This window comes from Pseudomonas xionganensis (assembly GCF_009763245.1).
Lineage (GTDB): Bacteria > Pseudomonadota > Gammaproteobacteria > Pseudomonadales > Pseudomonadaceae > Aquipseudomonas > Aquipseudomonas xionganensis.
On sequence record NZ_WKJZ01000003.1, the window covers coordinates 354,285 to 378,196 of the forward strand.

Sequence of the window (23,912 nt, forward strand, 5' to 3'; positions counted from 1 at the left end):
CGTGGCGTCGTCAATCGCTTATCGACCTGAGCCTATACTCGGGCCAAAGCCATTGCCCGGAAACCTGCAGTGCCGCGCCTGATTCTCTCGCTCCTACTGCTACTGGGCCTTCTCGGCGCTCAGGCCAGCGCCGCCATCCTGCTGACTCCGGGCAGCAGCGGCCTGTCGCTCAATCACGGCATCGAGTTGCTGGAAGACATCGGCGGCCAACTGAGTATCGCCGATATGGCCGACCCGGCCGTGCAGCAGCGCTTTCGTCCGGCCAATGGCCTGGCCACCGTGGGCCACAGCCGCAACCCCTGGTGGATCAAGGTCAGCCTGCGCCGCAGCAGTGATGCCCCGGCGCAGTGGTGGCTGGAAAATGCCGGCATCACCATTTACCGCCTGCAGCTCTACCTGCCCGACGGCCAGGGCGGCTGGATGGAGCGTGAGAGCGGTGTCGGCACCAGCTATGCGGCCGGGCGCGACCACGCCTACCGGCGCATGCTGTTCAAACTGCCGGAGCTCGGCGCTGAGCCGCTGACCCTGTACTTTCGCAGCTATGACCCGGCCGGCAACTCCTTCCCCCTGAAAGTCTGGCAACTGCTCGATCTGGAACAGCAGGCCAGCCAGGAAAATATCGGCTTTGGCCTGATCTACGGGGTCATCTTCGCCCTGCTGCTGTACAACCTGTTTATCCTCGTCGCCCTGCGCGACCGCGCCTACCTCTGGTACGTGCTGGCCACCGCCTGCGTACTGGTGTTTATCCTGAGCATGACCGGCCACGGCTTCCAGTACCTGTGGCCGGGCCAGGCCGTGCCCTTCTGGCTGGATCGCATCACCCTGCCGGCGCTGTGGGGGATCTTCGTGATCCGCTTTACCCAGGAGCTGCTCTACACCCGCCGGGGCCTGCGCTGGCCCCATCGCATCCTCAACCTGGGCGCCCTGTGCTACGCCGCCGCCATGCTGGTGAATATCGCCGGCTACCGTGCCGAAGCCGCCCTGATGATTGCCCTGACGCCCATCTTCAGCGTGTCCATGGCCCTGCTCAGCGCGGTGGTGCGCTGCTACCAGGGGTTTATTCCGGCGCGTTTCTACCTGCTGGGTTATGGCGCGGTGCTGGGCAGCACCGCCGTGCTGGTGATGCGCGCCGCAGGGCTGATCCAGCCGAGCAACTTCACCGCCTACCTGTTCCCCATCGCCGTGGCGGCGGAAACCATCCTGTTCTCCTTCGCCCTGGCCTATCGCATCCAGATGCTCAAGCAGGAAAAGGCCGACGCCATCCTCCAGGCCGACCGCGAGAAAAGCGCGCGCCTGGCCATGATCCAGGCCAGCGCAGACGAGCTGCAGCGCGCCGTCACCGAACGCACCGCCGAACTGGCCGCCACCAACGAGCGCCTCAGGCAACGCGAGCTGGAGCTGCAGCATGCCGCCTTCCACGACCCGCTGACCGAGCTGCCCAACCGCCGTTACCTGGTCGAGCGCTGCGAAGCGGCCCTGGCCCACGCCAAGCGTCATCAGGAAGCGGTGGCCCTGCTGCTGATCGACCTGGATCACTTCAAGCCGATCAATGATCGCTTCGGCCATGATGCCGGCGACCTGATGCTGCAGACCATCGCCCGCCGCCTGCGCGAGCATGTGCGCGCCGAAGACAGCGTGGCGCGCCTGGGCGGCGACGAGTTCGCCGTGCTGATCAGCGGTGCCGATGCCGAGCGCTATGCCCGGGAGATTGCCGAACGCCTGCTGGCCGAGCTGGCCCTGCCGGTGCTTTACGGCACCGAGCCCCTGAGCGTGACCATCAGCATTGGCGCGGCCCTCTATCCGCAGCACGCCAGTCACTTCAGCAGCCTGTACAAGGCCGCCGACGAGATGCTGTACAAGGTCAAGAGCCGCGGTCGCTCGGGCGCGGCGGTGTGCGGGGACGACGGCGAACTGAGCAGCAGCACCCGCCTGCATGTGGATGTGTTGAATGTACCCAGCGGGCTCGGCTGATCAGCTGCGATAACGCCGCGGCACCCGCGCGGTGACCTTGCTCAGCAACTCGTAGCCGATGGTGCCGGCGGCCTGCGCCACCTCATCCACCGGCAGCTGCGCGCCCCACAATTGCACCTCATCACCCACCTGGGCGGCCGGCAGGTCGCTCAGGTCGACGCACAGCATATCCATGGAAACCCGCCCGACCAGCGGCACCCGCTGGCCACCGATCAAGACCGGCGTGCCGCTGGGGGCATGGCGCGGGTAACCGTCGGCATAGCCGCAACTGACCGTGCCGATGCGCGAGGCCCGTTCGGCCACCCAGGTGGCGCCATAGCCAACGCTCTCTCCCACCGCCACCTCGCGCACGGCCAGCAACCGCGCAGTCAGGCTCATGGCCGGTTGCAGACCCAGCTCGGCAGCGCTCAGCTCGGCGCAGGGCGAGGCGCCATAGAGCATGATGCCGGGGCGCAGCCAGTCCATATGGGCCGCCGGGATGGTCAGCACGGCGGCGGAATTGGCCAGCGAACGCTGGGCGAAATCCAGATCCAGCACGGCGAGAAAATCCCCCAGCTGCTGCTCGGTCAGCTCATGGCCACGCTCATCGGCGCAGGCAAAATGGCTGAGCAGATTGAGCTCGGCCACCTGCTCGGCGCCCTGCAAACGGCCATGCCAGTCGCGCAGCTGGGCCTCGCTCAAACCCAGGCGGTGCATGCCGCTGTCCAGCTTGAGCCACACCGCCAGGGGCCGACTCAGGCGCTGGGCCAGCAACTGCTCGGCCTGGCAGGCGTCATGCAGCACCACATCCAGCTGCAACTGGGCAGCAAAGGCGTACTCCTCGGCCTCGAAACAGCCCTGCAGCAACAGAATCCGCGCCGTGCCGTGCAGGGCACGGACCTCGGCGGCCTCCTCCAGGCTGGCCACGGCAAAACCATCGGCCTCGTCATGCAGGGCCGTGACCACCTCGCGCACCCCATGGCCATAGGCATTGGCCTTGACCACGGCGAAGACCTGCCGCCCAGGCGCACAGCGTCTGGCCACGGCCAGGTTGTGACGAATGGCGGACAGGTCGATGGTGGCGAGCAATGGGCGCATGGGCAGACGTCCTGAAAACGAAACGGGCGCCCAGTTTAACCACTGGGCGCCCGTTTATATTGATCTGCGCCACGCCATTGTTGCCTCACGCGCTGTGCGCGGCAGGCTGGCGCGGGCGGACGTTATTCGTCGTCGAACTGATAGCTGCCCGGCGCCAGGTTCTCGAAGCGCGAATACTTGCCGAGGAAGGCCAGGCGGGTGGTGCCGATGGGGCCGTTACGCTGCTTGCCGATGATGATCTCGGCCACGCCCTTGTACTCGGTTTCCGGGTGATAGACCTCGTCACGGTAGACGAACATGATGATATCGGCGTCCTGCTCAATGGCCCCGGATTCGCGCAGGTCGGAGTTTACCGGGCGCTTGTTGGGCCGCTGCTCCAGAGAGCGGTTGAGCTGCGACAGGGCGATCACCGGGCAGTTGAATTCCTTGGCCAGGGCCTTGAGCGAGCGCGAGATCTCGGAGATCTCGTTGACCCGGCTGTCGCCACTGGAGCCCGGGATCTGCATCAGCTGCAGGTAGTCGACCATGATCAGGCCGATTTCACCGTGCTCACGGGCCAGGCGGCGGGTGCGGGCGCGCATTTCGCTGGGGGAAATACCGGCGGTGTCGTCGATAAACAGCTTGCGGTCGTTGAGCAGATTGACCGCACTGGTCAGGCGCGGCCAGTCATCGTCGTCCAGGCGTCCGGCACGGACCTTGGTCTGATCGATACGCCCGAGCGACGCCAGCATACGCATCACGATGGAGTCCGAAGGCATCTCCAGGGAGTACACCAGAATCGCCTTGTCGCTGCGCATCAGGGCATTTTCCACCAGGTTCATGGCGAAGGTGGTCTTACCCATGGAGGGACGACCGGCGACGATAATCAGGTCGGCCGGCTGCAAACCGCTGGTCTGCGCATCCAGATCGGTAAAGCCGGTGGACAGACCGGTGATGGCGTCCCCGGAGTTGAACAGGGTGTCGATGCGGTCGATGGCCTTGACCAGGATGTCATTGATCCCCACCGGGCCACCGGTCTTCGGCCGAGCTTCGGCAATCTGGAAGATCAGGCGCTCGGCCTCGTCGAGAATTTCCTCGCCGGTACGGCCCTGGGGGGCATAGGCGCTGTCGGCGATCTCGTTGCTGATGCCGATCAGCTGACGCAGGGTGGCACGCTCACGAATGATCTGCGCATAGGCCTTGATATTGGCCACCGAGGGGGTGTTCTTGGCCAGTTCGCCGAGGTAGGCCAGGCCGCCAACCTGGGACAGCTGGCCTTCCTTGTCCAGTTGCTCGGACAGGGTCACCACATCGAAGGGGTGGTTGCGCTCGGCCAGCTTGTAGATGGCGCGGAAGATCAGGCGATGGTCATGCCGATAGAAATCACCATCGGACACCGCATCGAGCACGCGCTCCCAAGCGTTGTTGTCCAGCATCAGGCCACCCAGCACCGCCTGTTCGGCCTCGATCGAGTGCGGCGGCACCTTCAGGGCAGAGGTTTGCAGGTCATATTGCTCGGGCAGGCTGATATCGTTCATAGGCTCGGGAAAAAATTCGGCAAGGGAAAAACAAAGGGCACGTCACCGCTTACGCAATGCCGTGCCCGATGTTAGCGGGCCTGCACTCAAGTGCAAGCCCGTTTGGCAGCCCGTTAGGCGGCTACAACAACAACCTTGACGGTTGCTTCAACGTCGCTGTGCAGGTGCACGGCTACGTCGTATTCGCCGATCTGACGAATGGTGCCGTTAGGCAGACGCACTTCAGCCTTGGCCACTTCAACGCCGGAAGCAGTCAGGGCTTCAGCGATGTCGTGAGTGCCGATGGAGCCGAACAGCTTGCCCTCATCGCCCGCGGTAGCGGTGATGGTGACTTCCAGTTCAGCCAGCTGAGCAGCGCGGGATTCGGCGTAAGCCTTCTTCTCGGCAGCCAGCTTTTCCAGCTCGGCGCGGCGGGCTTCGAAAGCCGCAACGTTGGCCGGGGTAGCGGCAGTGGCTTTGCCTTGCGGCAGCAGGAAGTTACGGCCGTAACCGGCCTTAACATTCACTTTATCGCCCAGGTTGCCCAGGTTGGCGATTTTTTCCAGCAGGATCAGTTCCATTTGGTAATAACCTCTTAACTTTTAACCTTCACCGTCCGCGGAGCCCGAACCCGGCTTGCGTGCCAGGCGACCACGGAAATCAAACAGACTGTCGACAATGGCCAGAACCACCAGTAACGGATAAGTCAGCTGCATAAACAGCAACAGCGTCACGTACATCCCGATCAGCCAGAACTTGGCCAACCCACCCTGCGCCACCAGCCCATGCAACAGGGCTACCCCTGCAAACATCAGCGGCACACTGCACAACGGTGCCAGCATGGCCGCCTGGGCACCCAGATTGGGCCCCAAGAGCATGCCGGCAAACAGCAGCAGTGCCAGCGGGATGGGCAGTCGCAGGGCGTGAAATTCACGACCAAAACCACCCGGGTTGTACAACAACGCCTGCCAGTAACGCCCCAGCATCAGGCACAGCAGGCTGACGACCTGCAACAGAGCCGCTATCAATCCGGTCAGCACCGGTGCAACCAGGCTATCCAGGCGCGCTCGCTCGTCCACCGACAACTGCTGGTGGACCCCTTCGAGCATTTGCGGCATCAGCTTCTGCAGCTCAAGCGCCATGGCCTCGATGGGCTCGCGGAACACCGCACCCAAGACAACTCCGTACACCAGGCCCAATGCCACGCTGCACAGCAGCACACGACTCCAGGGCAGATTGGCGCGCAACAGCAGCGCCAACCCCAGCGTGCCCAGCAACACCAGCAAGGTGCGCGGTTCGCCGAAATACCACCAGCCAATGGCCGGCAGCATGGCCCAGGCGAGGATGCCCAGGGCATCACTCAGGCCGCGCCGCAGCAGCACCAGGCTTCCTGCGGCAGCACTCAACCAGAACAACAGCGGCAACGCCGCAGATCCGACCACCACCAGGGTGGCCTGCACACGACCGCGCATGATGAATTCAGCGATGGCGCGCATGCGTTTATCCCTTACTTCTTGTCGAACATCCGGTCTTAGCGGCCGTGGCTGTCGGTGTAGGGCAGCAGGGCCAGGAAGCGGGCGCGCTTGATAGCGGTAGCCAGCTGACGCTGATAACGAGCCTTGGTACCGGTGATACGGCTAGGAACGATCTTGCCGGTTTCCGAGATGTAGGCCTTCAGGGTGTTGAGATCTTTGAAATCGATCTCTTTCACGTCTTCAGCGGTGAAACGGCAGAATTTACGACGACGGAAGAAACGTGCCATGGGATTGGCTCCTCAATAGATCCGTGGATTACTCGTCAGCGTTATCGCTGTCGCTGTTGTCGCTGTCATCGCCATCGGCGGAATCGGCGCTTTCAGGACGCTCACGACGCTCGCGGCGCTCGCTACGATTTTCCTCAGCCTTCAGCATTTCGGACTGTTCGGTAACGGCTTCGTCGCGACGGATGACCAGGTTACGGATCACGGCATCGTTGTAACGGAAGTTGTCTTCCAGCTCGGCCAGGGCCTTGCCGGTGCACTCTACGTTGAGCATCACGTAGTGGGCTTTGTGGACGTTGTTGATGGCGTAAGCCAGCTGACGACGGCCCCAGTCTTCCAGACGATGAACTTTGCCGCCGTCTTCTTCGATCAGCTTGGTGTAACGCTCAACCATGCCGCCGACTTGCTCGCTCTGGTCCGGGTGAACCAGAAAGATGATTTCGTAATGACGCATAAATGCTCCTTACGGGTTGTAGCCTGCCGCCAAATGCAGTCAGGCAAGGAGTGAATTTCACTTGTTTGTCTTACCCGATGACGAGCGCGCAAGCGCCTGCCGCCAAGGCAAGGGGCGACATTCTAGAGAAGCGCCCCGGCACAAGCAAGGTGAATTGGTGATTATTTGAACAGCCTGCAGGGCCAGCAGTCGGCGATCTGTTTGATGACCGCCAGCAAGCCGACCCTACATAGATCAGGCCTTGGCCTTGCTGCTGCGTTGGCGCAGCGCCTCGAACAGGCACACCCCGGTGGCCACCGAGACGTTCAGGCTGCTGACGCTGCCGGCCATGGGCAGCTTGACCAGGTAATCGCAGTGCTCGCGGGTCAAACGGCGCATGCCCTTGCCCTCGGCCCCCATGATCAGCACGGTGGGCCCGGTCAGATCCTGCTGATACAGCTCCTGCTCGGCCTCGCCAGCTGTGCCCACCACCCACAGGCCGCGCTGCTGGAGCTTCTCCAGGCTGCGCGCCAGGTTGGTCACCGCCACCAATGGAATCACCTCGGCGGCGCCGCAAGCCACCTTGCGCACCGTGGCATTGAGGGTGGCGGACTTGTCCTTGGGCACGATCACCGCCAGCGCGCCGGCGGCATCGGCGGTACGCAGGCAGGCGCCGAGGTTGTGCGGATCGGTCACGCCGTCGAGCACCAGCAGCAGCGGCACGCCCTCTGCTCGGTCAAGCAGCTCATCGAGCATGGCCTCGCCCCAGACCTGGCTGGGACTGACATCTGCCACCACACCCTGATGCACGCCTTCGACCCAGGCATCCATCTCGCGCCGCTCGCACTGGCCGACCTTGATCCGCGCCTGCTCGGCCAGCTCCAGCAAGGGCTGCACGCGCGGATCACTGCGCCCTTCAGCCAGCCAGACCTGCTTGACCCGCTTGGGATGGTGACGCAACAGAGCCTCTACGGCATGCACGCCGTAGATCTTTTCCAACTGACTCATGACTTCGCCTTACGCTTGCGCGCCCCACTCGGCGCCGACGATCCACCGCCCTTACGCGAACCCTCGGCTTTGCCGGCCTTGCCAGCTGGCTTGGCTGCATCAGCCTTGCCGCCACGACCCTTGCCGGACTTGCCCTTGGACTCGGCCAGCAGGGCCTTTTTCACCTCGCGGCTTTTCGCCACATCGGTATTGCCCGCCGTGCGCTCGCCACGCCGACCGCCCTTGGCCGACTCGAAGCCACCCCGGCGCGCACCTTCCGCGACCTGCGTCTTGCCTTCGGCCAGTTCGAAGTCGATCTTGCGCTCGTCCAGATCGACGCGCATGACCTTGACCTCGACGCTGTCACCCAGGCGGAAGCTGCGGCCACTGCGCTCGCCAGCCAGGCGATGGTGCACCGGATCAAAGTGGTAGTAGTCGCCCGGCAGCGCGGTGACATGCACCAGGCCCTCGACATAGATGTCCTTGAGCTCGACGAACAGGCCGAAACCGGTCACCGCGGTAATCACCCCGGGGAAAGTCTCACCGACGCGATCCTTCATAAACTCGCACTTGAGCCAGTTCACCACATCGCGAGTGGCTTCATCGGCGCGGCGCTCGGACATCGAACACTGCTCGCCCAGCTGCTCCAGGGCCGCCTCGTCGTAGGGGTAGATACGCGCCTTGGGCATACTCGGCGCATCGGCACGTTTGACGTGCGGCGTCTCCCGCTTGGAGCGAATCACACTGCGGATGGCACGATGGATCAGCAGGTCCGGGTAACGGCGAATCGGCGAGGTGAAGTGCGCGTAAGCCTCGTAGTTCAGGCCGAAATGCCCCTGATTGTCGGCGCTGTACACCGCCTGACTGAGCGAACGCAGCATCACGGTCTGGATCAGGTGGTAATCCGGGCGCTCGCGGATGCTTTCCAGCAACAGCTGATAATCCTTGGGGGTCGGGCCGTCCTTGGACTTGCCGCGATGCAGGGACAGGCCCAGCTCGGTGAGGAAGGCCTTGAGCTTTTCCACCCGCTCCAGCGGCGGGCCGTCATGCACGCGGTACAGCGCCGGGATCTCATGCTTCTGCATAAAGGCCGCGGTGGCCACGTTGGCCGCCAGCATGCACTCTTCGATCAGCTTGTGCGCATCGTTGCGCTGGGTCGGACGGATCTCCGCGATCTTGCGCCCGGCACCGAAGATGATGCGGGTTTCCTGGGTCTCGAAGTCAATCGCACCGCGCTCATGGCGGGCGGCCAACAGCACCTGATAGAGCGAGTAGAGCTGCTTGAGATGGGGCAGCACCTCCTTGTACTCACCGCGCAGGGCCTTGCCTTCGCTGCTCTTGGGCTGCTCCAGCATGGCACTGACCTTGTTGTAGGTCAGGCGCGCATGGGAATGGATCACCGCCTCGTAGAACTGGTAATCCACCATCTTGCCGGTCTTGGAGATACTGATCTCGCAGACCATGGCCAGACGATCGACATGGGGGTTGAGCGAACACAGGCCGTTGGACAACTCCTCCGGCAGCATCGGGATCACTCGCTCGGGGAAGTACACCGAGTTGCCGCGCACCTGGGCTTCGGCGTCCAGGGCCGAGTCGACTTTCACATAGTGAGAGACGTCGGCGATGGCCACATAGAGCTTCCAGCCACCGGAGAACAGGCGCCAGTTGCTGCCATTCTTCTCGCAATAGACCGCATCGTCGAAGTCGCGGGCGTCTTCACCGTCAATGGTGACGAAGGGCAGATGGCGCAGATCGATGCGCTTTTCCTTGTCCTTTTCTTCCACTTCCGGCTTGAGCTTGCGCGCCTCCTTGATCACTGCCTCCGGCCAGACATGGGGAATGTCGTAGCTGCGCAGCGCCACGTCGATCTCCATGCCCGGCGCCATGTAGTTGCCGACCACTTCGATCACATCGCCCTGGGGCTGGAAACGCGGCGTCGGCCAGTGGGTGATCTTCACCTCGACGAACTGGCCCTGCTTGGCCCCGGCGTTGCGCCCCGGGGTGACCAGCACTTCCTGCTGGATCTTGGGGTTGTCGGCCACCACGAAACCGATGCCGCTCTCTTCGTAATAGCGACCGACGATGGATTCGTGGGCACGGGAAATCACCTCGACCACCGCACCTTCGCGACGGCCCCGGCGATCCAGACCGGTGACCCGGGCCAGGGCGCGGTCGCCGTCGAAGACCAGACGCATCTGGGCCGGGCTGAGGAACAGGTCGTCGCTGCCATCATCAGGGATCAGGAAGCCGAAGCCGTCACGGTGACCGCTGATGCGGCCGAGGATCAGGTCCAGCTTGTCAACCGGGGCATAGGTGCCACGCCGGGTATAGATCAGCTGACCGTCGCGCTCCATGGCACGCAGGCGACGGCGCAGGGCTTCGAGCTGATCATCGCTGGTCAGACCGAATTCGTCGGCCAACTCCTCACGCGCCGCCGGAGAGCCACGCTCATCCAGGTGCTGGAGAATCAGCTCGCGACTGGGAATGGGGTTTTCGTATTTTTCCGCTTCACGTGCGGCCTCGGGATCGAGGGATTGCCAATCGGCCATTGAGTAAGAGCTACCTTTGCGTATGTATATATGTGTGAGTCATATGCCTATTGAAGCGCGAAAAAGGCGTCTCGGTCAGCTTTTCCCAGCACAATATTTTTTTCAACGTCAGGGCTTTACAAGGCAAAAGGTCGCCCGTATAGTTCGCGCCCACAGCGTCGAACAGACGTTGTAACACGAAACTGATGAGCAATCATGGTTTCAGTGCCCAGGTGGCGGAATTGGTAGACGCGCTGGTTTCAGGTATCAGTGACCGCAAGGTCGTGGAAGTTCGAGTCTTCTCCTGGGCACCAAATTCAAGAATCGAGTCAATGACTGGATTCCTGCAATAAACGGATGCAACGCTCCGTGTCGGCAACGACGAAGCCTGCTTGCAATGCCCAGGTGGCGGAATTGGTAGACGCGCTGGTTTCAGGTATCAGTGATCGCAAGATCGTGGAAGTTCGAGTCTTCTCCTGGGCACCAAATTAAAAAAACCGAGCCAAGTGCTCGGTTTTTTATTGCCTGCCAAAAAGACAGGCGCTGCATGCGCAGCGCCAGAACCACAACGCTGCGCGGTGCGCACAGCGCACCCTACACCTTGAACTGTCCAAGACTGGCCCGCAGGCGCGCGGCCAGACCATCCAGCACACGCCCGCTCTGCGCCGTAGCCGCAGCCGCCTCAGCCGCCTGCTGCGCCTCCTGATGGATGATCTCGACCCGCCCACGCACCGCGCCGGCGCCCTCTGCCTGATGGGTCGCCGCAGCGGTGGCAGCATTGATGGCGCCATGCACCTCTTCCACCGACTCGCGCACCGACTCCTGCACCCGCGCACTCTCATGCAATGCAGCCAGCCCCTGATCGGCCTGCTTGCCCGCCTGACCAATGGCCTCGACCGCTTCCCGTGCCCCGCGCTGCAAGGCACCGATGTGCTCCTGAATATCGCCAGTGGACTGCTGGGTCTTGCTGGCCAGAGCCCGCACCTCGTCCGCCACCACGGCAAAACCGCGCCCGCTTTCACCGGCCCGTGCGGCCTCGATGGCGGCGTTCAGCGCCAGCAGGTTGGTCTGTTCGGCAATAGAACGAATTACCGTCAGCACCACTTCAATCTGCTCACTCTGCTTGGCCAGCCGCTCGATCACCGCCGAACCAGACTCCACCCGCTGCACCAGCTCCTCGATGGCCCGCCCGACACGGCCAGCGATGGCCGCATTGTCGTCGGCCGCCTGGCGGATGGCCGCCACCCGCTGCAGCGCTTCCTGCATGGCCTGACTTTCCGCCTGGGCCTGGTCGGACATATCGGCCAGCGCGTGCAGACTCGCCGCCACCTCATCGCGCTGACGCTCGGCCGCCGCCTCCGCCGCCGCACTGCGCGCCGCCAGGCTGCCGATCTCCTGCCCGGTCAAAGAGGCGACCTCGCCCGCCTCACGGACAATGGGCTGCAACTTGGCCAGGAACTGATTGACTGCCGCCGCCATATCGCCGACCTCATCGCGACTGTCCAGCTGCACCCGCCGGGTCAGATCCCCCTCACCCGCGGCCAGATCGCGCAACGCGGCAATCAGCAGCTGCAGGCGGCTGAGCACCCGCCAGCCGAGCACCAGCGCCACCACAAGCAGGGTCAGCACGCCGACCACCAGCAAGCCCAGGGCAATACGCCAGCGCAGGGCCTGCGCCGCACCATCCACGGTCGCCAGGCTGCTATCGGCCATACCCTGAGCGGCCTCCTGGGCCTGGCTCAGACGCCGCTGCAGGGCCTGGGTACTATCGCGTGCCGCGCCGGACAGACTCTCATCCACCAACTCCCCGGCATCGCCGACCAGGCCGATAAAGCGCTGATCGAGGGCCTGCAACTCCTTTTCCATGGCCGCCTTGGACAAGCCAAGCTGAACCTTGCCGATCTGCGAGCCCATAGGGCTGATCGGCGTATCCAGCACTTGAATCTGCGGGTCACGAGAGGCCGCCTCAACCAGCCGGTCCAAAGGCGTCTTGCCCTGCCCCTGGGCGACCAGCTCACGAATCCTGGCATCGCTGCGGTTGTAATGACGGGTCAGGCGCTGCCCCTCGGCGTCGTAATAGATGGCAAAGAGCACCGCCGGGTCGCGCTGGGCGATACGGGCGAATGCGGTCAGCGCCGGCACATCACCATCCCAGATGGCCTTCGGCGCAACACCAGCCAGCAACTGCCCCAACGCTTCGCCGGATTCTTTCAGGCTCTTTTCCAGCACCACCCGCACCTGGCCCTGCTCGGCCTGCAGGCGCTCGGACAGGGCCGCACTCAAGCGCGCCTGGGTGCTGGCCGACAAGGCTGCCAGGCCTTGCTCGACCTCGCGCTCGGCAGATTCCAGCTCTCCCCCCAGGCGCTGACTGTCGCCTTGCAGGCTGCTCGCCAGATCCTCGACCAGATCATCCACCGTACTCCGGGTCAGCCATACCGCCAGCAGCACCTGCACCAGCATGGCGATCCCCAACGCGATAAAAACCGGACGCAACAGGCGACTATGCAGTAAAGAAAACAAGACCGTACTCCTCTGAACAGGCTCTTGGCAGACTGAACACCTCACGCCCCTTGCATCGGCCGCGACAGGCAAAGCTGTAATAATTCTAGCCACCCAAAACGACAAGGGGCCGCCCATTGGCGACCCCTTGCGTATTGCTGCCGACTATCAGGCAAACGGATGACGCAGCACGATGGTCTCGTTGCGATCCGGACCGGTGGAGATGATATCGATGGGCGCCCCGACCAGCTCCTGCACCCGCAGGATATAGGCGCGAGCCGCCGCCGGCAGCTCATCCAGGCTCTTGGCACCCAGGGTCGACTCACTCCAGCCCGGCATTTCTTCGTAGACCGGCTGCAGGCCCAGGTAGCTGTCGGCATCGGTGGGCGCGTCCACCAGCACCTGACCATTGGCATCCTTGTAGCCGACGCAGATGCGGATGGTGTCGAGGCCGTCGAGTACGTCCAGCTTGGTCAGGCACAGGCCGGAGATGCTGTTGATCTCGATGGCGCGACGCAGAATCACCGCATCGAACCAGCCGCAACGACGGGCGCGCCCGGTGGTGGAGCCGAATTCGTGGCCACGCTTGGCCAGGAAGGCACCGGTTTCATCGAACAGTTCGGTGGGGAACGGCCCGGAACCGACCCGGGTGGTGTAGGCCTTGGTGATACCGAGGATGTAATCCAGGTACATGGGACCGAAACCGGAACCGGTGGCGATACCGCCGGCCGTGGTGTTGGAGCTGGTCACATAGGGGTAGGTACCGTGGTCGATATCCAGCAGCGAGCCCTGGGCACCCTCGAACATGATGTCCTTGGATTCGCGGCGCATCTCGTGCAGCACGGCGGTGACATCGGCCATCATCGGCTTGAGCAGCTCGGCGTATTCCATGCACTCGTCCAGGGTCTTCTGGAAGTCGATGGCCGGCTCTTTGTAATAATTGACCAACTGGAAGTTGTGGTAATCCAGCAACTCACCGAGCTTGGCAGCAAAGCGCTCGCGGTGGAACAGGTCACCGATACGCAGGCCGCGACGGGCCACCTTGTCCTCATAGGCCGGACCGATGCCGCGACCGGTGGTGCCGATCTTGGCATCGCCGCGCGCTTTTTCGCGAGCCTGATCCAGCGCCACATGGTAGGACAGGATCAGCGGGCAGGACGGGCTGATGCGCAGACGCTCGCGCACCGGCACCCCCTTCTCTTCCAGCTTGATGATCTCGCGCATCAGCGCATCAGGCGCGACCACCACGCCGTTGCCGATCAGGCACTGTACGTTCTCGCGCAGGATGCCGGACGGAATCAGGTGCAGCACGGTTTTTTCGCCATCGATCACCAGGGTATGACCGGCGTTATGGCCACCTTGATAGCGGACGACCGCGGCCGCCTGTTCGGTCAGCAGGTCGACGATCTTGCCCTTGCCCTCATCGCCCCACTGGGTGCCCAGGACTACGACATTCTTACCCATAACACATACCCTCTTCGCAAACTTGATGCCGGCGCTGCCGGCGGAAACTTTTATCCGACCGTTCAGCCCGCCAGCGGCGCCAGCTGCCAACGACCGTCAACCAGCAACAGCTGACGATCGCAGCCCGCCGCTGCGGCTTCGCTCAGGCTCTGCCCAGGCAGGGCCTGAACCACGCGCTGACCGTCCTGGCGCAAGCGCTGAATCGTCTGCCACAGGAAAACATCATGGTTGTCCGGCGCCCAGATGCCGCCCAGTTCTTCATCCAACTGCATCTGCCCGAGACTGACCAGGGTTTTCAGGTCGGTGGAAAAACCGGTGGCCGGCCGCGCACGGCCAAAATCGGCGCCGATATCGTCATAGCGCCCACCCTGGGCGATGGCATAGCCAAGACCCGGCACAAAGGCCGCAAAGACCACGCCTGTGTGGTAGTGATAACCGCGCAGCTCGCCCAGATCGAAATACAACGGCAACTCCGGGTAGCGCAGACTCAGGGCATCGGCGATGGACATCAGCTCGTCCAGCGCGGCATGCACCTCATCCGGCGCCTCGACCAAGGCCGCCTGGGCCAGATCCAGCACTTCGCGACCACCGCACAGCTCACTCAGGGCGCGCAGCATCTTGCCCAGCGCCTCGGGAAGCTCGGCGGTCAACTCGGCCACTTCATCCATGGCCTTACGCTGCAGGGCGTCGAACAGCTGCTGCTCGGCCTCGCCGGACAACTTGGCGGCGCGAGCCAGGCCGCGGTAGATACCGACGTGACCCAGATCCATATGCACATCCGGCACTGCCGCCAGCTCCAGGGTGCTGACCAGCAGGCTGATCACTTCCACATCGCTGGCCGGACTGGCATCACCATACAGCTCGGCACCCAGCTGGATCGGACTGCGCGAGGTGGTCAGGGCGCGCGGCTGGGCGTGCACCACGCTGCCGGCGTAACACAGGCGGCTCGGACCTTCACGGCGCAGGGTATGGGCATCGATACGCGCCACCTGCGGGGTGATATCGGCACGAAAGCCCATCTGCCGGCCGGACAGCGGGTCGGTGACCTTGAAGGTGCGCAGGTCGAGGTCCTGGCCAGCGCCGGTGAGCAGCGACTCCAGATACTCGATATGCGGCGTTACCACGAATTCATAGCCCCAGCGCTGAAACAGATCCAGCACCTGGCGACGCGCCACTTCGATACGCGCCGCATAGGGCGGCAGTACTTCTTCGATGCCATCTGGCAGGAGCCAGCGGTCTACCGTTGCCATTTCGCCATTCCCCTCTTGAACCGGGCGGCACAAGCCTTCAGTGAAGCCAATATAGGACGGCTGTACCCAGCAGCATGCTGGCCAGCCCCATCAGACGCAGCTGCCGATCGGACAACTGCGTCAACTGTATGAGCGCCTCACGCCATTGGCGCGGGCAAAGAAAGGGCAGGATGCCTTCCAGCACCAGCACTAAACACAATGCGATGCCCAGTTCCTGCCACATGATTGCCACAGACGCAAAAAAGCCGGGATTTTCCCGGCTGCCGCATGATACCACGCTGAAAGCTTCAAGCCACAAGCTTCAAGCGACAAGTGAGCACCTGGCTTCAACTTGCGGCTTGTCGCTTGCGGCTTGCAGCCGCCTTTAGGGCTTGGACTGCTCCAGATAGCGGAAGAAGTCGCTACTCGGATCCAGCACCAGTACGTCACGCTTGTCGGCGAAGCTTTCGCGATAAGCGCGCAGGCTGCGATAGAAGGAGTAGAACTCCTGATCCATGCCATAAGCCTTGGCATAGATCGCAGCAGCCTGGGCATCGCCTTCACCACGCAGCTCTTCAGCCTGGCGATAGGCCTCGGCCAGCAGCACCCGGCGCTGACGGTCGGCGTCGGCGCGAATACCTTCGGCCAGCTCCTTGCCCTTGGCGCGATGCTCACGGGCCTCACGCTCACGTTCGGAACTCATGCGATCGAACACGCTGCGGTTGACTTCGCGCGGCAGGTCGATGGCCTTGACCCGCACATCCACCACTTCGATACCCAGTTCACGCTGCGCTGCCCGGTTGAGCACGGCAGTCACATCGGCCATCAGCGCATCACGCTCACCGGAAACCGACTCATGCAGGGTGCGCTTACCGAACTGGTCACGCAGGGAGGCTTCCAGACGGCGAGCCAGACGCTCGTCGGCGATCTGCTTCATACCGGAGGTCGCGGTGTAGTAACGCTCGGCATCCAGCACCCGCCACTTGGCGTAGGCATCGACCATCAGCGCTTTCTTTTCCAGGGTCAGGAAACGCGAACTGGTGGAATCCAGCGTCAGCAAGCGGGCATCGAACTTGCGCACCTGGTTGACGTAAGGAATCTTCACATGCAGACCAGGCTGCACATCCGGCTGCACGATACGACCGAACTGCAGCAATACCGCCCGCTCGGTTTGCGACACGATATAGAAGCTGTTCCAGGCAATCAGCGCGACAACCACGCCAACAATCAGGGCGACCAGTGATTTATTGCTCATCAGCGGCTCTCCCTTGTACGCAGTTCAACCTGACGTGGATCGTTGTTTATCCGAGTGCCCATATCGCTGCTGGCGCTGCCCGAAATAGAACTGGGCACCGACGTGCTGCGACCATCGATCATCTTGTCCAGGGGCAGGTAGAGCAGGTTGTTCTGGCCCTTGTCGCCGGTGACCAGCACCTTGCTGGTGTTGCTCATCAGCTCCTGCATGGTGTCCAGATACAGGCGCTCGCGAGTCACTTCCGGCGCCTTGCGATACTCGGCCACCAAGGCGGTAAAGCGATCGGCCTCACCCTGGGCGCGGGAGACGACTTCGTCACGGTAACCGTTGGCATCCTCGATCAGGCGCTGGGCCTGACCGCGGGCTTCCGGCACCACGCCATTGGCATAGGTTTCCGCCTGGTTTTTCTCACGCTGCTCGTCTTCACGGGCGCGGATCACGTCATCGAAAGCTTCCTGCACTTCACGGGGAGCCGCCGCACTCTGGATGTTCACCTGAGTGACATTGATCCCGGTACGATAGGTGTCGAGGAAACGCTGCAGGCGCTCACGCACCTCGCTGGCCATCAGCTCACGACCCTCGGTCAGCACCTGATCCATTTCCGTGGAGCCGACCACGTGGCGCACAGCGCTGTCGGTGGCGTGCTGCAGGCTCATCTCCGGCTGATCGACGTTGAGCACGAAGTCCTGAAGATTGCTGATCTTGTACTGCACGGTCAGCGGCACTTCGATGATGTTCTCATCCTCGGTCAACATCTGCCCCTGCTTGCTGTAGGCACGCTCACGGGTGACGTTTTCCTGGAACTTGCGGTCAATCGGCGGGAAATAGATATTCAGGCCTGGACCGACTGTTTCGTAGTACTTGCCGAAGCGCAGCACCACAGCCTGCTCCTGCTCATCAACCACATAGATGGCGCTGTACAGCCAGATCACAGCCAGCAGGCCAAGACCGACGAACAACAGGCCGAAACCGCCGCCACTGCGGACACCGTTATCGCCGCCACGTTTGTTACCGCCACCGAACAGCCCGTTAAGGCTCTCCTGCAGTTTGCGGAAGGCCTCGTCGAGATCAGGCGGCCCCTGCCGGCCACCGCCTTTGCGGCCGCCCCAAGGATCCTGATTGTTCGAGTTGCCACCCGGCTCATTCCAAGCCATAGCGCTCTCCATCTGATAAAGCCAAGACGCGCCCACGGCGCATCCGCCAATGCTACAGAATGCATGCCCGCAGCGGCAAAGCCACTGCCGCAGGCTTTATTGCAAAGTGTGTTGCTCAATAAACTCAGCTGGTTGCAGCCCTTCGCGACTGACCAGACGATTCAACTCGACCCAGGGCAGCCGCACCGTCAACAGGCTGCTGCCATCCTCGGCATGGCCTTCGCTCTGCACCGCCCCGAGCCCAAAAAACTGCGCGCGCAGACGCCCGAGGGACTGGGGCAGCTGCAGGGTGCCAACAAACAGGTCATCACCCAGCAACTCGGCAATGGCCTGGCGCAATAGCGACAGGCCACGCCCATCACGGGCCGACAGCCAGACCCGCTGCGGCTTGCCATCGGCATCGCGCTGAATCTGCGGTTCCACTCCTTCAAGCAGGTCGAGCTTGTTGTAGACCTCAAGAATCGGCAGCTCATGGGCACCAATCTCGCCCAACACCGCCAGCACCTGCTCGATCTGCTGATCGCGCTCCGGTTCGTGGGCGTCGATCACGTGCAGCAACAAATCGGAATTGCTCGACTCTTCCAGGGTGGCGCGAAAAGCCTCCACCAGCTTGTGCGGCAGATGGCGGATAAAGCCCACGGTATCGGCCAGCACGATCGGCCCCAGGTCATCCAGCTCAAGCCGGCGCAGGGTCGGATCAAGCGTGGCGAACAACTGATCGGCGGCATACACCTCGGAGGTGGTCAGGGCATTAAACAGCGTGGACTTGCCGGCGTTGGTGTAGCCGACCAGGGACACCGAGGGGATATCGGCACGCTTGCGCCCGCGCCGGGCCTGCTCGCGCTGACTGCGCACCTTCTCCAGCTTCTGCTTGATCTGGCGAATGCGCACGCGCAACAGACGACGGTCGGTTTCCAGCTGGGTTTCCCCCGGGCCACGCAGACCGATACCGCCCTTCTGCCGCTCCAAGTGGGTCCAGCCCCGCACCAGGCGCGTGCTCATATGATCGAGCTGAGCCAGCTCGACCTGCAGTTTGCCTTCATGGGTACGGGCGCGCTGGGCGAAAATATCGAGGATCAGACCAGTGCGATCAAGCACCCGACACTCAAACACCCGCTCAAGATTGCGCTCCTGACTGGGGGTCAGGACATGGTTGAAGATCACCAGGTCGGCCTCGCTGGCCTTGACCTGGTCACGCAACTCCTCAACCTTGCCACTGCCAATCAGGTACTTGGCAGTCAGCCGATTGCTCGGCACGCTAAAAAAGGCCACAGTTTCAGCGCCGGCCGACAGCGCCAGCTCCTGAAACTCCTGCGGATCTTCGCGCGCCTCCGAGTCCTGACCCTCCAGATGCACGAGGACGGCCCGCTCCCCACCTTCATGGCGCTCGAAGAACAATGCAGCCTCCTAGATCAGGCGTTACCGGGCTCGGCTTCAGCCTGCTCGCCTTCGCTGGCGCTCGGCAGACGCACCGGACGGCTCGGCACCACGGTGGAAATCGCGTGTTTGTAGACCATCTGGCTGACAGTGTTCTTCAGCAAAATCACGAACTGGTCGAATGACTCGATCTGGCCCTGCAGCTTGATGCCGTTGACCAGATAGATGGAAACCGGGACGCGTTCCTTACGCAGGGTATTCAGGTAAGGGTCTTGTAGCGAATGCCCTTTTGACATGTGCCGCACTCCTTTAAGGATCAATTTTTCAATAATTTTTAGTAAAACCAGTAAACGGCTAAAGACCGCCCCACCCCAAGGATAGACGGTCAGCGGCAAGGTCTCAGGTCAATATGGAGACCGCTGCCAGGCATTTCAAGGCGCGCGGCAGATTGTCACAGGCCAGACTGTCCAGCCACTGCACATCCTGCCAGCCGCGCAACCAGGTAAATTGCCGCTTGGCCAGCTGCCGGGTGGCGATAATGCCGCGCTCCTGCATCTGCGCCTTGCTCAGGTTGCCCTCCAGGTAATCCCACACCTGGCGATAACCCACAGCTCGTATAGACGGCAACCCCGGATGCAAGTCACTTCGCTGACGCAGGGCTTCGACCTCGTCAATAAAGCCCTGTTCCAACATTAGCTGAAAGCGCAGGGCAATTCGCTCATGAAGCAGGCTGCGATCTGCCGGCGCTACGGCCAATTGCGCCACAGTATAGGGGAACTGCCCACCCGCCGCTGCGCCGGCCACAGTATTTTCTGCCTGCTGGCGCTGACGGTGCGCCGTCATGCTCAGGCCACTGACCCGATAGACCTCCAGAGCGCGGATCAGCCTCTGCGGGTCGTTGGGGTGAATCCGCGCGGCGGACTCAGGATCGACGCAGCGCAATTCGTCATGCAGCGCCTGCCAGCCTTCGGCCTGGGCCCGGGCCTCCAGTTCGGCACGCACCTGGGCATCGGCACTGGGCATGGCCGCCAGGCCTTCCAGCAACGCCTTGTAATACAACATGGTACCGCCCACCAGCAGCGGAATCCGGCCGCGGGCCGTGGCCTCGGCCATGGCCGCCAGGGCATCCTGGCGAAACTGCGCAGCCGAATAGCTTTCGGCCGGATCGCAAATGTCGATCAGGGCATGGGGAAATTCGGCCAGGGTGGCCTTGTCCGGCTTGGCCGTGCCGATATCCATGCCACGGTAGATCAGCGCCGAGTCGACACTGATCAGCTCACAGGGCAGAACGCGAGCCAACTCCAGGGCCAGATCGGTCTTGCCGGCGGCGGTAGGCCCCATCAGAAAGATGGCCGGTGGTAGCGGACTGGCCACTCAGCGACCCCGCAAGAACAGCTTGTCCAGATCGTCCATGCCCAGCTGGGTCCAAGTCGGACGGCCATGGTTGCACTGGCCGCTGCGCTCGGTCTGCTCCATATCGCGCAGCAGGGCGTTCATTTCCGGCAGGGTCAGGCGCCGATTGGCGCGCACCGCGCCGTGACAGGCCATGGTGCCGAGCAGTTCGTTGAGATGAGCCTGGATGCGGTCGGTGGTGCCGTACTCCAGCAGATCGGCCAGCACATCCTGCACCAGGCGGGTGGCCTCGGCCTGCTTGAGCAGGGCCGGGATCTGACGGATGGCAAGACTTTCCTCGCCCAGGCGCTGCAGCTCGAAGCCCAGGCGCTGAAACCACTCGGCGTGCTCCTCAGCGCAATCCGCTTCGCGCTGGCTCACGGCGATGGACTCCGGCACCAGCAGCGGCTGACCGCGCAAGCCTTCGCTGGCCATGGCGACTTTCAGGCGTTCGTAGGTAATGCGCTCATGGGCCGCATGCATGTCCACCACCACCATGCCCTGGGCATTCTCGGCGAGGATATAGACGCCCTTGAGCTGGGCAATGGCATAGCCCAGGGGCGGGATATCGCCCTGGGTTTCCGGCAGTCCGGCGGGTGCCACAGCCGCCGGCAGCGGGGCAAAATACTCACGGTAGGCGCCGGCCGCCTCTGCTGCCGGCAGGCTCGGCTCGGGACGTGGCGCCTGATAGCCGGCGCCCGGCGCATGCCAGACCGACGAGCTCGGCGCCGGCTGCAGCAGGCTGGCGGCCAGGCCGATCTCGCCCTGGGGGCCAAACTCGCCAGCGGCCTGACCGGTTGGACGGACTATTTCAACCGCAGCCGCGGGCGTCGCCAGCTGATCTTCCGGGCGCACCTCGCCCAGGGCGCGATGCAGGGTGCCGTAGAGAAAGTCATGCACCATGCGCCCGTCACGGAAACGCACTTCATGCTTGGTCGGGTGGACGTTGACGTCAACTACCGCCGGATCGATCTCCAGAAACAACACAAAGGTCGGATGACGACCGTTGAACAGCACATCGCGATAGGCCTGGCGCACCGCGTGAGCCACCAGCTTGTCGCGCACCATGCGCCCATTCACATAGAAATACTGCAAGTCGGCCTGGCTGCGCGAGAAGGTCGGCAAGCCGACCCAGCCCCATAGATGAAGGCCGTTGCGCTCGATATCGATGGGCAGGGCCTGCTCCAGAAAGGCCGGGCCACAAACCGCCGCCACGCGCCGCGCGCGACTCAGCTCATCGGGGGCCTCATGCAGACCCAGCACGGTCTTGCCGTTATGGCGCAGATGGAAGGCCACGTCGAAACGGGCCAGAGCCAGGCGTTTGATCACTTCCTGCAGGTGATCGAATTCGGTTTTCTCGGTCTTGAGAAACTTGCGTCGCGCCGGCGTATTGAAAAACAGGTCGCGCACCTCCACCGAAGTGCCCACCGGATGCGCCGCCGGCTGCACCCGCGGCTGCATGTCGCGGCCTTCGGTTTCCACCTGCCAGGCCTGCTCGGCCTCGGCGGTGCGCGAGGTCAGGGTCAGACGCGCCACCGAGCTGATGGAGGCCAGGGCCTCGCCACGAAAGCCCAGGCTCATCACCTGCTCCAAGTCTTCCAGCTCGCGGATCTTGCTGGTGGCATGGCGGGCCAGGGCCAGGGGCAGGTCGTCGGCGGAGATACCACCGCCATTGTCGCGCACCTTGAGCAGCTTGATACCGCCCTGCTCGACTTCCACTTCGATACGGCTGGCGCCAGAGTCCAGGCTGTTTTCCAGCAGCTCCTTGATCACCGAAGCAGGCCGCTCGACCACTTCTCCGGCGGCAATCTGGTTGGCCAGCCGCGGGCTGAGCAGCTGGATACGACTGGGCTGATTCATGGCTGGGCCGCCAGGGCGGTGGCGGGGATCTGCAGCTTCTGGCCGACCTTGATCACATCACTTTTCAGGGTATTGGCACTGCGCAAGGCTGCCAGGCTGATCTGATAGCGCTGGGCAATCAGCGCCAGGCTTTCCCCGGCACTGACCACATGCTCGCGCGGGCTCAGGGCGATCTTGCCGTTATCGCGCAACCAGGCCACATAGGTGCCCGGCGGCGGGTTTTCATGGAAAAACTGGCGGATACCGCTGTGAATGGAGCGCGCCAGAGCCTGCTGATGACTGGCAGTGGCCAGCTTGCGCGCTTCCCCGGGGTTGGAGATAAACCCGGTTTCCACCAGAATCGACGGAATATCCGGGGATTTGAGCACCATAAAGCCCGCCTGCTCGACCCGCCGCTTATGCAGTGGCGTGACCCGCCCCATATTGCTCAGCACCTTGTTGCCGACGTTCAGGCTGGATGACAGCGAAGCGGTCATGGACAGATCCAGCAGCACGCCAGCGAGCATCTTGTCCTTGTCGTCCAGGCTGACATTGCCGGCGCCGCCGATCAGGTCCGACTGGTTTTCCGCATCGGCCAACCAGCGCGCGGTTTCCGAGGTGGCGCCACGATCGGACAGGGCGTAGACCGAAGCGCCAAAGGCGGCGGCCCGCGGCGCGGCATCGGCATGGATGGAGACGAACAGGTCGGCGCCCTTCTTGCGGGCAATCTCGGTACGCTTGCGCAGCGGAATAAAGTAATCGCCGGTACGCACCAGTTCGGCGCGAAAGCCCTTCTCGGCATTGATCTGGCGCTGCAATTCCTTGGAGATCGACAGGGTCACGTGCTTCTCGTACTGGCCCTTGACCGGCGACAGCGCGCCTGGGTCTTCGCCACCGTGACCGGCATCGATGGCGATGACGATAGCGCGCTTGCCATTGGGTACCGGGGTCAGTTTGGGCGGGGCCTGGGTCGGGGTCACCGGCACCTGGGGGGCCGCGACCACATTGCCAGCAACAGCAGGCGGGGTCGCACCCGGCGCCTGATCGAACAGATCCACCACCAGGCGGTGGCCGTACTGCTGATTGGGCGCCAGGGTAAAGCTCTTCGGGCTGACTGCGGCCGACAGATCGATCACCACGCGCAGTTCCTGCTCGCTGCGCTGGGCCGAACGCATGGCGGTGATAGGGGTATTGCTCAGCGCCAGCTGATCGAGGGAGGTAGACAGTTTGGCGCCATTGACGTCGATCACGATACGATCCGGCGCGGTCAGGGTGAACACACTGTGTTGCACCGGGCCAGACAGGTCGAAGACCAGGCGGGTATTGTCTGGGGCGCGCCACAGACGCACTCCGCGCACATCCGCGGTCGCCAGGACTTCAGCGGCAAAACTGGCCGCCAGCAGGGCAATCGCGATCAAAGGTGCGCTCAGGCGCATAGCCAACCCCGTAGTG

20 protein-coding genes, 2 tRNA genes and 1 pseudogene are annotated in these 23,912 nt (G+C 63.1%); 3 read left to right on the plus strand and 20 right to left on the minus strand.

Annotation, left to right across the window (positions count from 1 at the left end; translation table 11 throughout):
- Positions 1-69: 69 nt before the first annotated feature.
- The gene (locus GJV18_RS16465) at positions 70-1,971 is read left to right on the plus strand and encodes a diguanylate cyclase domain-containing protein (protein ID WP_160347583.1); all 1,902 of its coding nucleotides are present in this window, start codon (positions 70-72) and stop codon (positions 1,969-1,971) included.
- Here the strand turns inward: GJV18_RS16465 and alr are convergent, their stop codons facing one another.
- The 8 genes from alr to rnr form a co-directional block, all read right to left on the minus strand.
- On the minus strand, positions 1,972-3,048 hold the full coding sequence (gene alr / locus GJV18_RS16470) for an alanine racemase (RefSeq protein ID WP_160347584.1): 1,077 nt from the start codon (positions 3,046-3,048) through the stop codon (positions 1,972-1,974).
- 122 nt (positions 3,049-3,170) lie between these two features.
- The gene (gene dnaB, locus GJV18_RS16475) at positions 3,171-4,565 is read right to left on the minus strand and encodes a replicative DNA helicase (protein WP_160347585.1); all 1,395 of its coding nucleotides are present in this window, start codon (positions 4,563-4,565) and stop codon (positions 3,171-3,173) included.
- Between the two features lie 113 nt (positions 4,566-4,678).
- Positions 4,679-5,125, minus strand: a complete 447-nt coding sequence (rplI, locus tag GJV18_RS16480) for a 50S ribosomal protein L9 (RefSeq protein ID WP_160347586.1) — start codon at positions 5,123-5,125, stop codon at positions 4,679-4,681.
- Between the two features lie 21 nt (positions 5,126-5,146).
- Positions 5,147-6,040 (minus strand): YybS family protein, encoded by an 894-nt coding sequence (locus tag GJV18_RS16485; RefSeq protein ID WP_160347587.1) that lies wholly within the window; start codon positions 6,038-6,040, stop codon positions 5,147-5,149.
- Between the two features lie 35 nt (positions 6,041-6,075).
- Positions 6,076-6,306 carry a 30S ribosomal protein S18 gene (rpsR, locus tag GJV18_RS16490; protein ID WP_003246847.1) on the minus strand — a complete coding sequence of 77 codons (231 nt, stop codon included), beginning with the start codon at positions 6,304-6,306 and terminating at the stop codon, positions 6,076-6,078.
- 28 nt (positions 6,307-6,334) lie between these two features.
- On the minus strand, positions 6,335-6,757 hold the full coding sequence (rpsF, locus tag GJV18_RS16495; protein WP_160347588.1) for a 30S ribosomal protein S6: 423 nt from the start codon (positions 6,755-6,757) through the stop codon (positions 6,335-6,337).
- A 234-nt stretch (positions 6,758-6,991) separates the two neighbouring features.
- Positions 6,992-7,744, minus strand: a complete 753-nt coding sequence (rlmB, locus tag GJV18_RS16500; protein WP_160347589.1) for a 23S rRNA (guanosine(2251)-2'-O)-methyltransferase RlmB — start codon at positions 7,742-7,744, stop codon at positions 6,992-6,994.
- Entirely contained in the window at positions 7,741-10,272 is a 2,532-nt protein-coding gene (gene rnr, locus GJV18_RS16505; protein ID WP_160347590.1) for a ribonuclease R, read from the minus strand. The genes rlmB and rnr overlap by 4 nt, the downstream gene beginning before the upstream one ends.
- Positions 10,273-10,478: 206 nt before the next feature.
- On the opposite strand from rnr, the gene GJV18_RS16510 reads away from it, so the two are divergent.
- Positions 10,479-10,565 (plus strand) — tRNA-Leu (locus GJV18_RS16510).
- An 85-nt stretch (positions 10,566-10,650) separates the two neighbouring features.
- Positions 10,651-10,737 (plus strand) — tRNA-Leu (locus GJV18_RS16515).
- A gap of 108 nt (positions 10,738-10,845) precedes the next feature.
- On the opposite strand, the gene GJV18_RS18970 is transcribed toward GJV18_RS16515, so the two are convergent.
- From GJV18_RS18970 to GJV18_RS16570, 12 genes and pseudogenes are all read right to left on the minus strand, one after another.
- Positions 10,846-11,730: a methyl-accepting chemotaxis protein gene (locus GJV18_RS18970; protein WP_407692371.1), complete on the minus strand. Its 885-nt coding sequence runs from the start codon at positions 11,728-11,730 to the stop codon at positions 10,846-10,848.
- Positions 11,704-12,888, minus strand: a pseudogene (locus GJV18_RS18975) (HAMP domain-containing protein); the annotation flags it as partial. The gene GJV18_RS18970 and the pseudogene GJV18_RS18975, both read right to left, overlap by 27 nt.
- Before the next feature lie 30 nt (positions 12,889-12,918).
- A complete protein-coding gene (locus GJV18_RS16525) occupies positions 12,919-14,214 on the minus strand; it encodes an adenylosuccinate synthase (protein ID WP_160347592.1) in 1,296 nt (431 codons plus the stop codon).
- Positions 14,215-14,276: 62 nt separating this feature from the next.
- On the minus strand, positions 14,277-15,464 hold the full coding sequence (locus GJV18_RS16530) for an ATP phosphoribosyltransferase regulatory subunit (RefSeq protein WP_160347593.1): 1,188 nt from the start codon (positions 15,462-15,464) through the stop codon (positions 14,277-14,279).
- A gap of 37 nt (positions 15,465-15,501) precedes the next feature.
- Entirely contained in the window at positions 15,502-15,687 is a 186-nt protein-coding gene (locus GJV18_RS16535; protein WP_160347594.1) for a DUF2065 domain-containing protein, read from the minus strand.
- Between the two features lie 141 nt (positions 15,688-15,828).
- Positions 15,829-16,698: a protease modulator HflC gene (hflC, locus tag GJV18_RS16540; protein WP_160347595.1), complete on the minus strand. Its 870-nt coding sequence runs from the start codon at positions 16,696-16,698 to the stop codon at positions 15,829-15,831.
- Positions 16,698-17,852, minus strand: a complete 1,155-nt coding sequence (gene hflK / locus GJV18_RS16545) for an FtsH protease activity modulator HflK (RefSeq protein WP_160347596.1) — start codon at positions 17,850-17,852, stop codon at positions 16,698-16,700. Before hflK ends, hflC begins: the two co-directional genes overlap by 1 nt.
- 96 nt (positions 17,853-17,948) lie before the next feature.
- The gene (gene hflX / locus GJV18_RS16550; protein WP_160347597.1) at positions 17,949-19,250 is read right to left on the minus strand and encodes a ribosome rescue GTPase HflX; all 1,302 of its coding nucleotides are present in this window, start codon (positions 19,248-19,250) and stop codon (positions 17,949-17,951) included.
- 14 nt (positions 19,251-19,264) lie between these two features.
- Positions 19,265-19,525, minus strand: coding sequence for an RNA chaperone Hfq (gene hfq / locus GJV18_RS16555; protein WP_160347598.1), 261 nt, complete (start codon positions 19,523-19,525; stop codon positions 19,265-19,267).
- A gap of 103 nt (positions 19,526-19,628) precedes the next feature.
- Entirely contained in the window at positions 19,629-20,570 is a 942-nt protein-coding gene (gene miaA / locus GJV18_RS16560) for a tRNA (adenosine(37)-N6)-dimethylallyltransferase MiaA (RefSeq protein WP_218572160.1), read from the minus strand.
- A 33-nt stretch (positions 20,571-20,603) separates the two neighbouring features.
- Positions 20,604-22,481: a DNA mismatch repair endonuclease MutL gene (gene mutL / locus GJV18_RS16565; RefSeq protein ID WP_160347600.1), complete on the minus strand. Its 1,878-nt coding sequence runs from the start codon at positions 22,479-22,481 to the stop codon at positions 20,604-20,606.
- Positions 22,478-23,896, minus strand: coding sequence for an N-acetylmuramoyl-L-alanine amidase (locus GJV18_RS16570; protein WP_160347601.1), 1,419 nt, complete (start codon positions 23,894-23,896; stop codon positions 22,478-22,480). Before GJV18_RS16570 ends, mutL begins: the two co-directional genes overlap by 4 nt.
- Positions 23,897-23,912: the final 16 nt, after the last annotated feature.

What these genes read in the sequence shown, in the direction of transcription:
- miaA (WP_218572160.1), bottom strand. Translation starts at nt 20,570, where the DNA reads ATGGGGCCTACCGCCGCCGGCAAGACCGATCTGGCCCTGGAGTTGGCT.
- GJV18_RS16530 (WP_160347593.1), bottom strand. Translation starts at nt 15,464, where the DNA reads ATGGCAACGGTAGACCGCTGGCTCCTGCCAGATGGCATCGAAGAAGTA.
- GJV18_RS18970 (WP_407692371.1), bottom strand. Translation starts at nt 11,730, where the DNA reads ATGGCGGCGGCAGTCAATCAGTTCCTGGCCAAGTTGCAGCCCATTGTC.
- GJV18_RS16525 (WP_160347592.1), bottom strand. Translation starts at nt 14,214, where the DNA reads ATGGGTAAGAATGTCGTAGTCCTGGGCACCCAGTGGGGCGATGAGGGC.
- rlmB (WP_160347589.1), bottom strand. Translation starts at nt 7,744, where the DNA reads ATGAGTCAGTTGGAAAAGATCTACGGCGTGCATGCCGTAGAGGCTCTG.
- alr (WP_160347584.1), bottom strand. Translation starts at nt 3,048, where the DNA reads ATGCGCCCATTGCTCGCCACCATCGACCTGTCCGCCATTCGTCACAAC.
- GJV18_RS16570 (WP_160347601.1), bottom strand. Translation starts at nt 23,896, where the DNA reads ATGCGCCTGAGCGCACCTTTGATCGCGATTGCCCTGCTGGCGGCCAGT.
- mutL (WP_160347600.1), bottom strand. Translation starts at nt 22,481, where the DNA reads ATGAATCAGCCCAGTCGTATCCAGCTGCTCAGCCCGCGGCTGGCCAAC.
- rplI (WP_160347586.1), bottom strand. Translation starts at nt 5,125, where the DNA reads ATGGAACTGATCCTGCTGGAAAAAATCGCCAACCTGGGCAACCTGGGC.
- rpsR (WP_003246847.1), bottom strand. Translation starts at nt 6,306, where the DNA reads ATGGCACGTTTCTTCCGTCGTCGTAAATTCTGCCGTTTCACCGCTGAA.
- hflC (WP_160347595.1), bottom strand. Translation starts at nt 16,698, where the DNA reads ATGAGCAATAAATCACTGGTCGCCCTGATTGTTGGCGTGGTTGTCGCG.
- rpsF (WP_160347588.1), bottom strand. Translation starts at nt 6,757, where the DNA reads ATGCGTCATTACGAAATCATCTTTCTGGTTCACCCGGACCAGAGCGAG.
- dnaB (WP_160347585.1), bottom strand. Translation starts at nt 4,565, where the DNA reads ATGAACGATATCAGCCTGCCCGAGCAATATGACCTGCAAACCTCTGCC.
- rnr (WP_160347590.1), bottom strand. Translation starts at nt 10,272, where the DNA reads ATGGCCGATTGGCAATCCCTCGATCCCGAGGCCGCACGTGAAGCGGAA.
- hflK (WP_160347596.1), bottom strand. Translation starts at nt 17,852, where the DNA reads ATGGCTTGGAATGAGCCGGGTGGCAACTCGAACAATCAGGATCCTTGG.
- hfq (WP_160347598.1), bottom strand. Translation starts at nt 19,525, where the DNA reads ATGTCAAAAGGGCATTCGCTACAAGACCCTTACCTGAATACCCTGCGT.
- GJV18_RS16485 (WP_160347587.1), bottom strand. Translation starts at nt 6,040, where the DNA reads ATGCGCGCCATCGCTGAATTCATCATGCGCGGTCGTGTGCAGGCCACC.
- GJV18_RS16535 (WP_160347594.1), bottom strand. Translation starts at nt 15,687, where the DNA reads ATGTGGCAGGAACTGGGCATCGCATTGTGTTTAGTGCTGGTGCTGGAA.